The sequence below is a fragment of the Pannonibacter indicus genome (assembly GCF_001418225.1).
Classification (GTDB): Bacteria; Pseudomonadota; Alphaproteobacteria; order Rhizobiales; family Stappiaceae; genus Pannonibacter; species Pannonibacter indicus.
In genome coordinates this window covers 504,690-520,649 of the sequence record NZ_LIPT01000003.1, presented here as the reverse complement: position 1 = coordinate 520,649, position 15,960 = coordinate 504,690, and the positions used below count along the sequence as shown (strand labels likewise).

At 64.8% G+C, this 15,960-nt stretch carries 9 protein-coding genes; 3 read left to right on the top strand and 6 right to left on the bottom strand.

Annotated features, from left to right (window positions below; translation table 11 throughout):
• Positions 1-71: 71 nt before the first annotated feature.
• On the bottom strand, positions 72-2,039 hold the full coding sequence (locus tag ASC48_RS08180; protein WP_167345121.1) for a methyl-accepting chemotaxis protein: 1,968 nt from the start codon (positions 2,037-2,039) through the stop codon (positions 72-74).
• A 403-nt stretch (positions 2,040-2,442) separates the two neighbouring features.
• On the opposite strand from ASC48_RS08180, the gene ASC48_RS08175 reads away from it, so the two are divergent.
• Positions 2,443-4,488: a DEAD/DEAH box helicase gene (locus ASC48_RS08175; RefSeq protein WP_055455230.1), complete on the top strand. Its 2,046-nt coding sequence runs from the start codon at positions 2,443-2,445 to the stop codon at positions 4,486-4,488.
• An 87-nt stretch (positions 4,489-4,575) separates the two neighbouring features.
• Here ASC48_RS08175 and ASC48_RS08170 read toward each other — a convergent pair whose 3' ends face one another.
• Together ASC48_RS08170 and ASC48_RS08165 are read right to left on the bottom strand one after the other, a co-directional pair.
• On the bottom strand, positions 4,576-4,998 hold the full coding sequence (locus ASC48_RS08170) for a DUF4440 domain-containing protein (RefSeq protein WP_055455229.1): 423 nt from the start codon (positions 4,996-4,998) through the stop codon (positions 4,576-4,578).
• 47 nt (positions 4,999-5,045) lie between these two features.
• The gene (locus ASC48_RS08165) at positions 5,046-6,086 is read right to left on the bottom strand and encodes a ligase-associated DNA damage response exonuclease (RefSeq protein ID WP_055455228.1); all 1,041 of its coding nucleotides are present in this window, start codon (positions 6,084-6,086) and stop codon (positions 5,046-5,048) included.
• Between the two features lie 161 nt (positions 6,087-6,247).
• On the opposite strand from ASC48_RS08165, the gene ASC48_RS08160 reads away from it, so the two are divergent.
• Positions 6,248-8,779, top strand: coding sequence for a ligase-associated DNA damage response DEXH box helicase (locus ASC48_RS08160; protein WP_425270011.1), 2,532 nt, complete (start codon positions 6,248-6,250; stop codon positions 8,777-8,779).
• Positions 8,776-9,507 carry a ligase-associated DNA damage response endonuclease PdeM gene (pdeM, locus tag ASC48_RS08155; protein WP_055455226.1) on the top strand — a complete coding sequence of 244 codons (732 nt, stop codon included), beginning with the start codon at positions 8,776-8,778 and terminating at the stop codon, positions 9,505-9,507. The genes ASC48_RS08160 and pdeM overlap by 4 nt, the downstream gene beginning before the upstream one ends.
• A gap of 19 nt (positions 9,508-9,526) precedes the next feature.
• Here the strand turns inward: pdeM and ASC48_RS08150 are convergent, their stop codons facing one another.
• The 3 genes from ASC48_RS08150 to ASC48_RS08140 form a co-directional block, all read right to left on the bottom strand.
• On the bottom strand, positions 9,527-10,312 hold the full coding sequence (locus ASC48_RS08150) for a TIGR02186 family protein (protein ID WP_055455225.1): 786 nt from the start codon (positions 10,310-10,312) through the stop codon (positions 9,527-9,529).
• Positions 10,312-11,241 carry a sulfite exporter TauE/SafE family protein gene (locus tag ASC48_RS08145; RefSeq protein ID WP_055455224.1) on the bottom strand — a complete coding sequence of 310 codons (930 nt, stop codon included), beginning with the start codon at positions 11,239-11,241 and terminating at the stop codon, positions 10,312-10,314. Before ASC48_RS08145 ends, ASC48_RS08150 begins: the two co-directional genes overlap by 1 nt.
• 119 nt (positions 11,242-11,360) lie before the next feature.
• Positions 11,361-15,659 (bottom strand): peptidoglycan-binding protein, encoded by a 4,299-nt coding sequence (locus ASC48_RS08140; RefSeq protein WP_055455223.1) that lies wholly within the window; start codon positions 15,657-15,659, stop codon positions 11,361-11,363.
• Positions 15,660-15,960: the final 301 nt, after the last annotated feature.

Below are 15,960 nucleotides of genomic sequence, written 5' to 3'. Positions count from 1 at the left end.
CGTGGAACAGCAAAAGGACGCCGGCGGGGCTGCCACCTGCGTCCTTCATCAACATGTCTCTGCTGCGCGTATCAGCTCGCCATCTGGCGGCGCAGGGCCGCGCGGCGGGCTTCCACATCCTGAACCATATCCGCAAGGAAGGCATCGACCGCCTTGGACAGGTTCTCGGAGACGGACTTCACATCACGCGACAGGCTGTCGACCATCTCCGCCTCGGTACGCGTGTCCTGTGCGGTCCGGGTCACATTGGCGACGCTGGCCGCAACCTGATCCGCGCCATCGGCCGCGATGGTGATGCTCTGGGTGATCTCGCGTGTTGCTGCGCTCTGTTCGCCGACCGCGTTCTTGATGGCCGTCGTCATTTCCATCACGGATTCGATTGATCCGGTGATGCGCTGAATCGAGGTCACCGCCTTGCTGGTCATGCCCTGCACCGAAGTGATCTGGGCGGCGATTTCCTCCGTCGCCCGGGCCGTCTGATTGGACAGTTCCTTCACTTCGGCCGCTACAACGGCAAAACCCTTGCCCGCTTCTCCGGCACGGGCTGCCTCGATGGTGGCGTTGAGGGCGAGAAGGTTCGTCTGCTCGGCGATGGCGCGGATCATCTCGACGACAACGCCGATCTTGTCCGTCGCTTCCGCCAGGCTCGACACATGCACATCCGTCTCGTGCACAACTTCGGTGGCTGCGGCAATAGCAACAGACGACCGGTCGGACTGGTTGAGGATCTCCGAGATAGCGCTGGAGAGTTCCTCAGCCGCAGCGGCCACGGTCTGGACACTGCGCGAGGACGTGGCAGAGGCTGCCCGCGCCTGATCGGCCGCGGCAAAGGCCCGCCCCGACACTTCCGTCACCCTCTGAGCACTGCCGGCCATCGCTTCCGTCTTTTCGGCCACGGCCTGCATGCTGGCATCGATCATGTTGCGGAAACGGTCGATGATGGCCTCGACCTGCGACTGGCGGCCGCCTTCGAGCGAACGCTCCTGCTCCATTTCCTTTTCCAGGGCCTGACGGCGGCGGGCATTGTCCTGGAACACGGTGCCTGCACGGGCCAGATCGCCGATTTCGTCGCCCCGCTCCAGCAGCGGCATGGTGAAGTCGGTTTCGTCCTGCGCCACCCGTCCCAGCGCTGCGCGGATCTGGCGCAAGTTGGCGAGGATCGCACGCAGATTGAGAAGGCTGATGATCACCGTCACCGCGATGGCCGCGGCAGACATGAGCCCGGCAACCAGCGCGCGGGAATAGGCTTCGCCCTCCATGACTGCGACGGTCTCACCGGCGGCCTTGAGCAGGTCCAGCGTCTCCTTGCGGATGATGTCGAGCCGGGCCGTTGCCGCCTCGAACCACTGCGGTCCCGTCACCCCCTGCGCATTGTCCGTCTGCGGCAGGGTGAGAAGCACCTTGCGCCAGTCCCTGACCTGTTGAACGGCGCTGCCGGTCATCATCCGGTCAAGCGCTGCGGCCTGTTCAGGCGCCGCCAGCATATGGAAACTCTGAAGATAGGCCTCGCCGGCAGCCACCCGGTCGACAAAAGACAGGAACACCGCATAGTCGGTCACCTCCCCCTTGCTGGCCGCCGTAAACAGGCGCGCACCGATGGCGCGCTCCAGCCCGCCGGCTTCCTTGGCCTGAATAAGCGCCGTGAACGGCAGCAATTCTGCTGCCAGGCGCGGCTCGCCCGTATCAAGCGCGATTGCAGAAACCGTGCCCATGAGGCCGGAGATCAGATCTGTGTAAACCTTCAGGTTGTCAGCGCCATTGACCGAACGGGCATCGACCGCGGACCGGTGGCTGACAATGACGCGCGGGAGGCTGGCCATCTCCTTGAGCTCGGCAGGGGCATCCGCCACAGCAGCCTGCGACAGGAACGCCTGCAGAGCCAGCAGATCTGCATCCGTTGCGCCCCTTTGTTTGGTGACAGCCGCTGCCGCTGCCTGGTCATAGCCGGAGGCAATGAGCACCGCCGTCTGGCCACGTTCCTTCTGCAATTCGTCCACGACAGCCTCGACAAGGCCCAAAACCTCAACGAGTGGCCTCATGTCTTGCATCTTGCGCAGGTATGTGAATTCGCTCAGAAGAAAATTACTGGCATAAACAACAACTGCCAGAAGCGGTACTACCGCCATGAAAGCGATTTGCAGACGTATATTGCGCATCGAAGCCCACCATCTATCAGTCCGGAGCTGCAACCTGAATATGCTTCGGTAGGTACTCTGAGTTAACGCCAGACTAACCAGACAACCTAAAATCGTGATTTGTGGCATATTAGGTGTTTGGACCTATCCGGACCGCACGCATGCAGCTCCCGGCAAGCAGCCGTGTGCCAGAGGTTTGCCGCAGCCAGTGGACGGCAGGCCACTTTTGCCGTATAGGGGGGTCCAACATGACGGGCACGCCGGACATATGAAGGCTGCTCCGTCTCCTTTTTCACGAAAGACACACATGATCGAGACGCACGCCGTTGCACCGGCGCTGGCCGCCGCTTTGGCAAAACGGGGCTATACCAGCCTTACTCCGGTTCAGGAAACCATCCTGGCCGACGCCCCCGCAGACGCTGACCTTCTGGTTTCCGCCCAGACCGGCTCCGGCAAGACTGTTGCCTTCGGCCTCGCCCTTGCTCCGACGCTGCTTGGAGACGATGAACACCTCGGCCCCGCCGGTGCGCCGGTGGCCCTTGCCATCGCCCCGACCCGTGAGCTGGCCCTGCAGGTCAAGGCTGAGCTGACCTGGCTTTATGAGCAGGCCGGCGCACAGACCGCGTCCTGCGTTGGCGGCATGGATCCGCGCGCCGAGCGCCGGGCCCTCGAACGCGGCGCCCACATCGTCGTCGGCACGCCTGGCCGCCTGCGCGACCACATCGAACGCGGCACCCTCGACCTTTCCGGCATCCGCGCCGTGGTTCTGGACGAAGCCGACGAAATGCTGGACCTCGGCTTCCGTGAGGATCTGGAGTTCATTCTGGACGCCGCTCCGGAAGACCGCCGCACGCTGATGTTCTCGGCCACCGTGCCGAAACCGATTGCTGATCTGGCCCAGCGCTTCCAGCGCAACGCCGTCCGCCTGACCACGATCAGCGGCCGCGAGCAGCATGTCGACATCGACTATATCGCCATGCCGGTCGTGCCGAACGAGCGCGAGAACGCCATCATCAACATCCTGCGCTTCCATGAGGCCCAGAAGGCCATCGTGTTCTGCGCCACCCGTGAGGCGGTGAACCGGCTGACCTCACGCCTTGCCAACCGGGGCTTCTCGGTCGTGGCGCTGTCGGGCGAGTTGAGCCAGGCCGAGCGCAGCCACGCGCTGCAGGCCATGCGTGATGGCCGTGCCCGCGTCTGCGTCGCCACCGATGTGGCCGCACGCGGCATCGACCTGCCCAACCTTGATCTCGTCATTCACGCCGACCTGCCGACCGGCAAGGCCGCCCTGCTGCACCGTTCGGGACGCACGGGCCGCGCCGGGCGCAAAGGCTCCAGCGTCCTCATCGTCCCCTATCCGCGCCGCCGCGCCGCAGAGCGCCTGCTGCAGCTGGCCGGTGTGAAGGCCGAATGGCGTGAAGCCCCCTCTGCCAATGCCATCCGCGCCCAGGACAAGGCCCGCCTTCTTGCCGATCCGGTGCTGAACGAACCGGCAGAAGAAGAAGATCTGGAGACGGCCCGTGAGCTTCTGGCCGTGCATGATGCCGAGCGCATCGCGGCGGCCTTCGTGCGCCTGTACCAGCTGCGCCTGCCGCCGCCGGAAGAGCTGACGGAAGACAGCTTTGAAGCCCGCGGCCCGCGTGAGCGTGGTGACAGGGGCGACAGAGGTGACAGGGGTCCGCGTGATGACTTCGGCGGCGGCAAGAGCTTCGAAGTCCGCAACAAGTTTGAAGATGGCGTCTGGTTCCGCCTGTCCCTCGGCCACAAGCACCGCGCCGACCCGCGCTGGCTGCTGCCGATGATCTGCCGCGCAGGCCATGTGACGAAGAAGGAAGTGGGTGCCATCAAGATCGGCAACACCGAAACCCTCTTCGAGATCATGGGCGGCCATGCGGAGAAATATGCCGATGTGATCCGCCGCGATGGCTCCGGCGAGCGCGGTGTGGTGATCGAGCCCGCCGACGTGCGCGGCGGCTTTGCCCCTTCCTTCCGTGGCAATGACGAGGACGGCCCGAGCCGTTACGAGCGCGCCCGTGAACGCAACACCGGCCGTGGCTTCGGTGGCGGTGCCCCCGCTGGCCGTGGCGGCCCGGCTCCGCGCCGCAGGCGTTTCGAGGACGATGAACCGCGCCCAACGCATCCGGCCTTTGCCCCGATGGACGAAGCTCCGCTCGACCGTGGCCCGAAGCGCGGCAAGCGCGGCGCTGACGGCGGCGGCTTCGGCGGCGCACCAGCCGGTGAAGGCTTCGCCCCGCGCAAGGGCAAGCCGGCCTTCAAGGACGGCGGCCCGAAAAAGGCCGCCCACCGCAAGGGCGACGGCGTGAAGAAGAAGTCGAAGAAGCAGGACGGCTGAGGCAGGCCATCCTTTAATCAAAAGGCCCGCGTCTTTCCCGGACGCGGGCCTTTTTTCTATCTGCTTCAGGCAACACCCGCCGCAGACTTATTGCTCGTTGACGATCATGGCAATGCGCCAGACCTCGCCATCAGACACGAGGTGATAGTGGCAGGTGAATTCGAAGACGCTCTCGCCATCAGCACTTTCCTGACGCCAGTCGAGGGTGACCAGCGCCGTGGGGCCGGAGATGTGGGCAGAGACCACGTCGAACTCGGAATAGGAGATATTCTCCTTGTCGAGCGCATCCAGCAGGGCGTCGATGTTCTCCGCCAGCTCTTCCTCGTCATCAAAGACATAGCCCTTTTCCATCTGCCAGATGGTGGCCGGCAAGGAAAAGCAGTCGATGAGCGACTCTGCATCGGCATCGTTGAAACCGGCGAGATAATCCTCGAAAAGCTCCGCAATGGCTGCTTCCAGCTCCTGCTCGGCAGGTTCTGCGGTGTCTTCGGTCTCGTTCTTGTCCGCCATGGCCGTCTTCCCGGAAGGGCGCGGCAGGTCTGCAGCGCGCCTCAAGCTTAAGTGTCAGTGTCAGCCGGGGCAGAATCGATTTCGGTTTCCTCTTCCCCGTAGCCGATCATATGAAGAGGCCGGGCCCTGCGTCCAACGGTTTCACACCAGTGCACCAGAGCTTCCTCGGCGCCATGTGTGACCCATGTTTCGGCAGCCCCGGTTTCCAGCACCGTGCGGGTGAGATCGGGCCAGTCCACGTGGTCGGAAATGACCAGCGGCAGTTCGGCCCCGCGCTGGCGGGCTCTGGCGCGCACGCGCATCCAGCCGGAGGCCACCGCCGTCACCGGATCGCCGAAGCGCCGCGCCCAGCGTCCGGCAAGCTCGCCGGGAGGGCACAGCACGATTTCCCCGGCCAGCTCCTTGCCGAGCCGTCCCACTGGCTCCACCGGCCCCAGTGCAATGCCCCGGCTCTGGTAATAGGCGGTGATCTTTTCCAGCGCGCCGTGGAGATAGATGGTCCGGTCATATCCGGCGCGGCGCAACTCCGCGACGACCCGCTGCGCTTTACCCAAGGCATAGGCCCCGACAAGATGCGTGCGCTGCGGAAACAACGCCAGCGAGGCCAGCAGCTTGGCCATTTCCGCGCCGGCCTCGGGATGCCGGAAGACCGGCAGGCCAAAGGTTGCCTCCGTCACGAAGACATCGCAGGGCACCAGCTCGAACGGCGCGCAGGTGGGATCAGCCTGCCGCTTGTAGTCGCCGGAGATGACGGCCCGCGCTCCCCCCGCCTCCAGCACCACCTGCGCCGATCCCAGCACGTGCCCGGCAGGCTTTAGCGTCAAGGTCACGCCACCCAGATCCAGCCGTTGTCCATAGGCAACCGTCTGGCGCTGGCCGCAAAAGCCTTCGCCGTAGCGCAGGGCCATGATGTCCAGCGTTTCTTCCGTCGCCAGAACTGCCCCATGTCCGGCCCGCGCATGGTCGGCATGGGCATGGGTGATGATGGCCCTCGCCACCGGGCGCACCGGATCAACATAAGCGTTCGCCTCAGGGCAGAAGAGCCCTTCCGGGGTCAGATGCAGAAGGCAGGATGCGGCAATGGACATGGGGCAGAAGCATAGGGCCTTCTCGGCACTTTGCCAAAGGCGGTGAACATGCGGATTTTTCCTGTCCCGAAAGAGCTTGGAGCGGCAACCAGCTGACCTATAATCAGAAGCCATGGCCCCAGGCCTTTCCTCTCTCACAGCCTCAGGCTCCGGCGCAACCCTTGCACATGACCGCCTCCCCTCAGGATCAGCTTCTGCCCGAACGGTTCCGTGCCTGGTTTGCCGCGCGCGGCTGGAGCCCGCGCACGCATCAGCTGGCCTTGCTGGATGTGCTGGGGCGCGGGCAGTCCGCGCTGCTGATTGCCCCGACCGGCGCAGGCAAGACGCTGGCGGGCTTCCTGCCGAGCCTCGTCGAGCTGACGGAACGGGGACGGCCGAAGCCGGGCACGGTTCAGGCAATGCGGCAGGGCGTGCATACGCTCTACATTTCCCCGCTCAAGGCGCTCGCCGTCGATATTGCCCGCAATCTGGAAACGCCGGTGGCGGAGATGGACCTGCCGGTGCGGATCGAGACGCGCACCGGCGATACCCCCACCCACAAGCGCCAGCGGCAGAAGCAGGCACCGCCCGATATCCTGCTGACAACGCCGGAACAGATCGCCCTGCTGCTGTCCGATCCCGCAGCTTCCGGCATGTTCAAAAGCCTGAAGACCATCGTTCTGGATGAGCTTCATGCGCTGGTCACCTCCAAGCGCGGCGATCTGCTGGCGCTTGGGCTTGCCCGCCTGCGCCGTATTGCCCCGGACGTGCGGCTCGCCGGCCTGTCGGCAACGGTGGCAGAGCCGGATGACCTGCGCGCCTATCTGGTGGCGCAGACGGAGCCGGAAGGCCGCTGTCTGAGCGAGCTGGTGACTGTCACCGGCGGAGCAGCCCCGGATATCACCATTCTCGATACATCAGAGCGCGTGCCATGGTCCGGGCATTCGGCCCGATACGCTCTGCCGGATGTCTACCGCCTCATCAAGGCGCACCGGGTGACGCTCGTATTCGTCAACACCCGCTCGCAGGCCGAAAGCCTGTTTCAGGATCTGTGGAAGATCAATGAGGACACCCTGCCCATCGCCCTGCACCATGGCTCGCTGGATGTGGGGCAGCGGCGCAAGGTGGAAGCGGCGATGGCCTCGGGTCAGCTCCGCGCCGTGGTTGCCACCTCGTCGCTCGACATGGGCATCGACTGGGGCGATATCGATCTCGTCATAAACGTGGGCGCGCCAAAGGGGGCGAGCCGCCTTGCCCAGCGCATCGGCCGCGCCAATCACCGCATGGACGAGCCCTCGCGTGCCGTTCTCGTCCCCGCCAACCGTTTCGAGGTGCTGGAATGCCGGGCCGCGCTCGAAGCCTCCACCAGCGGCGGACAGGACACCCCGCCGCTGCGGCGCGGCGCGCTGGATGTTCTGGCCCAGCATATTCTCGGCATGGGCTGCGCCGCACCTTTTGATGCGGATGAACTTTATGCGGAAATCCGCGAGACGCAGACCTACCGCCATCTCGACCGGGAAACCTTTACCCGCGTGCTCGATTTCGTGGCCACCGGGGGCTATGCGCTGAAAAGCTATGACCGTTACGCCAAGCTGAAACAGGGGCCGGACGGGCTGTGGCGCATCACCCACCCTCGCATTGCCCAGCAGTACCGGCTGAATGTGGGCACCATTGTCGAAGCCCCCATGCTGAAGGTGCGGCTGGTGCGCGGCAAGGAGCAGGGCCGCCGCACGCCGCTGGGGCGCGGCGGCCGGGTGCTGGGCGAGATCGAGGAATGGTTTCTGGAGCAGCTTGCCCCCGGCGACACATTCCTCTTTGCCGGCGAGATCCTGCGGTTCGAGAGCATCATCGAGAACGAGGCCTATGTCTCGCGGGCCAAGGCCGAAAAGCCGATGGTGCCTTCCTATCAGGGCGGCAAGTTTCCGCTCTCCACCTATCTGGCCGATGGCGTGCGGCGGCTTTTGTCCGAGCCGGACCACTGGCCGGCCTTGCCGGATCAAGTGCGCGACTGGCTGGAACTGCAGCGGGCCAAGTCCCTGCTGCCCAGCCGCAGCGGCCTGCTGGTGGAGACCTTCCCGCGTGCGGGCAAGCATTACCTCGTCTGCTATCCCTTCGAGGGGCGCCTTGCCCACCAGACACTCGGCATGCTGCTGACCCGGCGGCTGGAGCGGCTGGGCGCCAAGCCGCTGGGCTTTGTCGCCAATGACTATGCGCTGGCGATCTGGGGGCTGGGAGATCCGGATCTTCTCATCCGTACCGGCCGCCTGTCTCTCGATGCCCTGTTCGAGGAGGATCTTCTGGGCGATGACCTGGATGCCTGGCTGGCGGAGTCCAGCCTTTTGAAGCGCACCTTCCGCTACTGCGCCGTCATTTCCGGCCTGATCGAGCGGCGCCATCCGGGGCAGGAGAAATCCGGCCGTCAGGTCACGGTTTCATCCGATCTCATCTATGATGTGCTGCGCCAGCACGAGCCGGACCACATCCTTCTGCGTGCAACATGGAACGATGCAGCAGAAGGACTTCTGGATATCTCCCGGCTTGGTGAACTTCTTTTAAGGATCAAGGGTCGAATCACGCATACTCATCTCGCAAGAGTTTCGCCCCTTGCGGTTCCTGTTCTGCTGGAAATCGGAAGAGAACCCATTTATGGCGAGGCTCAGGAAAGCATCCTTGCAGAAGCAGCGGATGATTTGATCGGGGAGGCCATGGCATGACGGCGCTCAGACAGCCGGGACCAATGCGGCGCACCACGCCCGTGTGTCACGATATTGCCGTTGCCGGAACCCAGCTCGGTCTGCATGACAGCGGCGTCGCCTGGTGGGCCGAAGAAGCCACCCTCATCGTCGCCGACCTGCATCTGGAAAAAGCCTCCTCCCTCGCCCGCCGCGGCGTTCTGCTGCCGCCCTATGATACGGCGGCCACGCTGGAACGCCTGGCACTGGTCATCGAGGCTTTCGACCCGTCCCGCATCATTGCCCTGGGGGACAGTTTCCATGATGCGGAAGGCTCGGACCGGCTGCCCGCACCTTACCGCGCCTTCCTTGCCACGCTGCAACTCAACCGCGAATGGATATGGGTCACCGGCAATCATGATCCTGTAGCGCCCGTCCGGCTCTGCGGGGAATGCGTCGATGAACTGACGCTGGGCGGCCTCACCTTCCGGCATGAGCCCTCAGAAGGCAACGGCGCCGCAAAGGGTGAAGTCTGCGGCCATCTGCATCCGGCGGCCAAGGTGCGCCGCTATGGCCGCTCCATCCGCCGCCCCTGCTTTGCAACCGATGGCACACGGCTGGTTCTGCCGGCCTTCGGCGCGCTGACGGGCGGCCTGAATGTGATGGATCCGGCCTTTGCGGCCGTTTTCCCGCCCCGCCGTTTCTCGGCTTTCCTTCTGGGAGCGGACAGGCTCTACCCCTTCACAGCCGCCAAGCTGATCGCAGACTGATCCCGCCAGCGGCTTACGCTCAATCCCTGCGGAAGACGACACCGGCAAGCCAGCCGGTAAAGACCGCCAGCACAATCGCTGCAAGCCCGTAAAGCGCAGGCTGCTCATGCGCCATGTCGAAGGTCATCTGCTCGAAGCCGGTCTTGGCCACCGTCAGTCCCTTCTGATCCTGCGCCAGCATTTCTCCGCCCTTTAGAAGAAACGTGTCCACCGTATAGACACCGACCGGTGTCGTCGCAGGCAGTGAAATGGTCGTGCGGAACATGGTCGGGGTCAGAAACTCCACCTTGCCCGGCTGGTCCACGTAGGTGCCATGCTCCTTGCGCAGCCGCAGGAAGGCCTGGCGGAAATGGGCTCTCTCGGCAAGCGGCATCTCGGAATCGGCCCTCATGGGCAGATTGACGTAGCTCGCACCGATACTGTTCTCCTCCAGCATCTGCCGCGGGCCCAGTTCGCTCGCCGGATCGGTCGAGGACATGACGTAGAACGAGGGCACGCCGTAAAACGTCTCAGCTTCCCGGTTGACCCACAGCACACCCAGGAACCGGCCCTTGCGGCGTGTCGTGACGTTTTCGGGTGGACCTTTCAGCACCACTGCGAGGTCATAACCTGCATCAGGCGCAGAGACGCCGGGCGGCAATTCCACCTGGCCAAAGACAACTATCTTCGCACCGGTGAAATTCGAGGCGATGCTGACCGTATCCGCAGACAGGGCCGTCACCAGACCTTCGGCGCGCGCTGCAGACGGCAGCAAGGTCCCTGCCAGCAGAAACACAGCCACAAGATGACGGAAGAGCAAATGCATTACAGGCCCTCCCCCTTGCGCACGGCGACTGAGTAGAACTCGTCCGGCATGACGACAAGATCCACGGCGAACCGCACGCCAACCGCCAGCACCAGCAGGGCAAGGAGAAGGCGCAACTGGTCACCGCGCAGCTTCTGGCCCATGCGGGCACCGAACTGCGCGCCGATGACGCCGCCGATCATCAGCGTCAAGGCCAGCACGATGTCGATCGTCTGGGTGCTGATGGACAGGAACAGCGTGGCAAAAGCCATGGTGAACAGGATCTGCATCAGCGAGGTGCCGATGACGATGCTGGTCGGCATGCGCAGCAGATAGATCATGGCCGGAACCATGAGGAAGCCGCCGCCGATGCCCAGAACCGTGCCGATGAAGCCGATGCCGGCACCAAGCACGATGATCGGGATGACGCTGAGATAAAGCTTCGACTTGCGGAAGCGCACCTTCAGCGGCAGGCCATGGATCCAGTTGTGCTGGCCGGGCTTGCGGGCCGCGCGGGCCGTGCCTGCCCGGCGCTGGCGGATCGCCCGCAGGGATTCCACCAGCATCAGGCCGCCGACGGTGCTGAGGAAGGTCACGTAGGACAGGGCAATGACCACATCGAGCTGGCCGATGGCCTGCAGCTTGCCGAAGAGCCAGGCGCCGGTAGCCGAACCGGCAATACCCGCCGTAAGCAGAATGCCGGCCATCTTCATGTCGATGGCCCCGCGCCGCCAGTAAGTCAGCACGCCGGAGGCCGACGAGGCCACGGTTTGCGTGGTGACGGTGGCCACGGCGACGGCGGGAGGGATGCCGGAGAAGATGAGAAGCGGCGTCAGCAGAAAGCCGCCGCCAATGCCGAAGAGCCCGGACAGAAAGCCCACGGCGCCACCCATGCCGAAGATCATGAACATGTTCACCGAAATCTCGGCGATGGGCAGATACAGTTGCACGGGCTTAATACCGGCTTGCGGCAGCCGCGCGGGGCGCGGCGCCTGAACGGAAAGACACGTGTTAAAAGGGCTGCTTTTGCAGCCCTGTCAACCTTGGAATTTCAGCAATCTGCTCACATTCAGATTGAACGCCCAAGCAGAGCCCTGATCAGACCAGCATCCACGTTTCCGGTTACCGGAAGGTTGGCGCTGCGCTGAAAAGCTTCAATCGCAGAACGGGTCTTCGGCCCCATTGAGCCATCAGCCACGCCGGGGTCGAATCCGAGCTTCTGCAGCAGCGCCTGCGCCTGCAGGATTTCGTTCACCTCACCATCTGCCGATGCGTTGACGGGCATTGCCGCAGCTTCATCCCATGCGGGGTCAAGGAGAACTGTATTGGCCGCAGGGTTGAGATCTTTCAGCTTGAAGGTGTCCACAGCAAGGCGGGCAGCAGCAAGACCTTTGGCATCCAGCATGTTGGCCACATCATCGCGCTTGCGGGCAGCTTCCGCGTCGCCGCCGCGCGCGGCAATGGCGAACCACTTGTAGCTTTCGACCAGATCCTTCTCGACGCCGATGCCCCGGGCATAGAGGATGCCCAGATTGTAGAGGCTGTCGGCAACACCGTGTTCAGCTGCCGACTTGAACCACTTGGCAGCCGCTGCCATGTCCGGCTGGGCTTCGGCGCCCTCGGCATAGATGACGGCGAGATTGTGCATGGCCTTGGCGTTACCGGCCTCCGCAGCCTTCAGATAGAGGTCGCGTGCCTTGGTGATGTCGCGCGGCACACCACGGCCCTTTTCATAAAGGCTGGCAAGGCGGTACTGCGCCGGAGCGAGCCCCTTGGCGGCTGCGCGCTCATACCAGCGGGCGGCTTCCGCCAGATCCGGTGTGACACCCTTGCCTTCGGTGTAATGAACCCCGATCTGGAATTCCGCTGCGGCGTTGCCGGCAGCAGCGGCGCTGCGCAGGGCCATCGGACCCGCCGTTTCCGGCGGCAGGGCACCGGTGCCGGCACCGGACTGCGGATCGGCGGCGGCGAGGCTCGCGGACGGCTGCTGCGGCCCGGTGACAAAAGGTGTATCGCCAAACTTACCGCTGATCGCAGGCGGAGCGAAGGCGAGGTCAGGTGCCATTTCCGGAGCCTGAGCAGAAGGCTGTGCGGAGACCGCTGGCGGCACTTGGGCGGCAGGCACCTGTTCCAGCGGCATGGCCCCACTGGATGGCGGGGTCACATTGCGGGCGGGCGCTTCGGCCATCTGCGTCTGCCCGGCCGTTGAACCGGGCTGTGCCGTGGCCGCGTCCAGAGCCCCGGCAATGTCCTGCTCGGTCAGCTCCAGAACGGGCTGCGTGCCGGTGCCATCGGAAGCTTCCGCCAGCTGCTTGCCTTCGTCCTGAGCACCCGGAGCAGAAGCCGTATCGCCGCCTCCGGCCGACAGGCGGAAGACCTGCAGCGTGCCGATTGCCAGAACGACCGCAGCCGCCGCCAGCAGGATCGCGCGCTTGCGGCCGGTGCCGAACAGGCTGCTGCCGCTGCCCGCTGCGGCTTCGTTGCGGATATCCGCAGCAAAGTCCGCCAGATCAAGATCACCTGCAGTCTGACCCACATCTGCGGGGGCCTTCTGCGGCTTGCCGACCATAGGCTCGATCTTGGCGCGGTTGCCCCCCTCCGCAACCGCTTTCTCCGGCTTGCGGGCATCATCCTTCGCGGCAGTCTTTGCCGTATCCCGGCGCAGGGCGCGGCGGAACCAGCTGGCGCGGCTATCGCTGGCAGCGTCCTGGCCTTCGCCTTTCTCAAGCTTGGCCTGCTGCTGAACTTCGGCGGATGCTGCATGGGCTGCGCGGCGGGCGGCTGCAATGAAATCGGCCTTGCGGTCGCGGGTGCGATCGCGCGGGCGCTCTTGTTCGCCTGCGGCTGCGGCACTCAGCGGCAAGCCGGGCAGCGGAGCACGGCGGACGCTGCTGCTCTCACCGGCCGGACGGGAGGCGCCGCCACGGCCCAGCGTGCTGCGTTCCAGTGAGTCGAGCCGGTCGGTGATGCCCGTCAGAATGGACTGAACGCCATCAAAGGTGTTGCGCGTGCGCGTCTCGGAGCCCTGTGCAGCATCCATGAGACGGCGCAGATCGTCGCGCAGCGCACCGATGGCGCCGTCATATTCGTCCATGGCCGGGGCCTTTTCGATCACGGCGCGGCGTGCGGCCTTTTCGGCCACCTTAATCACTTCCTCGCGGGTGTCGCGCAGATTGCTCTCGATGCGCGACAGCGCCTTCTCAATGCCGGCAACGCTGGACAGACGCCCTTCCGTTGCCTGCAGCTGATCCGCCAGCGCGCTGATCTTGCCGGTGATCTGGTCAAGGCGCCGGTCATCGAAACTGTCGCCGCCCCGGGAGACGGCGTCCGCCAGTTCGCTGATGCGTGCCTCAAGCGCAGCTACAGAGGGCGCGGGCTGCTCGACCGAACGGCGGATCCCGGCGATCTCGCTGCGCAGCGCGGCCATGTCCTCGGCCGTTACGCTGTCACGCGGCGCGGAAAGACGGGCGGACAAGTCCGAAATCTGCCGCTCAAGCTGGGCGAGCATCTGCGCTTCAAAGACACTGCCTTCGCCAAAGGACGGCAGCTTCACCGGCTGGCTGGCACGTTCCTCAATGCGGGCAATCTGGCTGTGGATGCTGTCGAGACGGTTTTCCAGCCCGGCAAAAGCTCGGTCATAGACGGGCTGCGCCGTGCCGCCCTGCTCGATGCCGGAGAGCCGGTCCATGATTTCGTCGAGACGGTGGTCCACCTGGCCGAAGCGGACATCATCACGCCCTGCGCGTCCGTTCTCGCGCGACAGCATGCCGAAGATCTCTTCCAGCCGCCCGTTGAGGCGGTCAAGAGCTTCGGCATCCGGCATGCGCTCTTCCATCGCGGACAGCCGGTCATCGAGGCCGCGCTGTTCGCGCGCCAGGATTTCCAGCTCGTCCAGACGGCTGGCGACAAAGCGGATGCGGTCGTCCACCGAACCAATGAGACCGGTAAAATCAACCTGCTCCACCAGCTTGCGCATGTCGCGCAGTTCCTGCCGCAGCGGCTCAATGTCGGGCCAGGCATGGGAGCGCAGCAGGCTTTCCACCCGGTCGGAGATATCGCCCACCCGGCCTTCCAGCACCATCAGATGCTCGGCACGCGGCAGCGAAGCAAGGCCGTCCTCGATCTCGACCAGACGGGCACTGAGATTGCGCACGACGCGCGGATCAACGGCAGAACGGGTCAGCTCGTCCAGCCGCTGCACCACATGGGCATAGCCCATTTCCAACGACTTCAGCGTGCCATCCACGTTGGTCTGGCCGATCAGCGTCTTCAGACTGGAAATCTCGCTTCGCAGTTCCTTCGCCAGGCGGTCGTTGACACCTCCGGCACGCAGGCCCTCGACCATTTCCGCAAGGCGCCGCATCTCGCGCCGGTCGCTGTCATCGCGCTGGGCTGCGGGCATGTTGCCGATGGCTTCGCGCAGGGAGCCGATTTCCCGCCGCACCACATCCAGCGCCTCTTCCTGCGGACGGCGCAGGGCGTCGATGCGGCGGGCCAGATCCTGATAGAGATGACGGGACTGCTCTTCCCCCTCACGGGCGGCCTGCTTAGCTGCCGCGCTGCGCGGAGCGGGGCGGGAGCGGGTGTCCTGCACCTCGAAATCTTCCTCGATCAGCCGCTCCAGCGGGCTGCCGCGGCGGCGCGGCTGTGCCGGGGCACGGCGCGGGGTGCGGGCGGCAAAATCATCTTCGTCATCCAGTTCCGCACCGGCTGCCAGTTCGTCGAAGTCATAACCGGGCACGCCCCGGCCCTTCTTCGGTGCCGGGGCACGCTGGGGCTGGGGGCGGCGGGCCGGAGCACGTGCAGAAGCAAGGGCGGGCGCCTCGTGCTCGTAGTCCTCATCCTCGAAATGAGATCCGTAAACGCTGCTGCCGAAGTCTTCCTCATCGTCCGCCGCTTCATGGGGCCGGACGGGCGAGGACAGGGTTTCCACATGGCGGTCCAGACGCTCCAGCGCCTCGAGAACGGCGCCGATCCGGCCGGGAGCAGCCTCGCGGCGCGCACGCGCGGAGCGCTCGCTATGCTCTACGGCGTCTTGGGCCGGACGGCGGCGGTTTTCCTCGGGCTTGCGGCGGGCGCGCTGGCGGCTGTTCATCAGGCGGTCGAGCTCGCTCGCCACCTCTTCCAGTTCTTGCGCGGTTTCAGAGGCGTGGCTGGCCCGGCCAAAGTTGCCGGCAGCGGTGGATGTGCGCGTCAGACGCTCGACACGCTCCTGCGGACGCTCTGTGCGCAGGCCATAGCCCGCGTCAAAGCCGTCATCCTCGCCGTCATTTCCCGGACCATCCCAGCCGTCATGGCTATGCCGGGCATATCCCGCATCATGACGTACGCTGCCGCTTTCAGGCTTGCGGGTTTTCCAAGAGGACATTGACTGGACCTGGCCTTGCGGTCGTGCTGACCATTGAACACAAGAGATGCTGCAGAAGCCCGGAACGCAATACTGACTTGGCAACGAAGCAATTGATGAATCTTTGTCGTGTTAGGGTAAACACCGCGTTAACTGGCACTGCATGTTGCAACAGCAGGCCCCCGGAAGCTGGCTCTGGCAGGGCTGTTTGTCAAAAAATTGCGCAAGGTCACTGGACCATTCCGTATGCGTAAGGTAAGGCAGAGACAAGCAGGCAGTCTCGTGCCTCCCTCCTCAAGGGCCGTGACGCCGGGGGCATCCG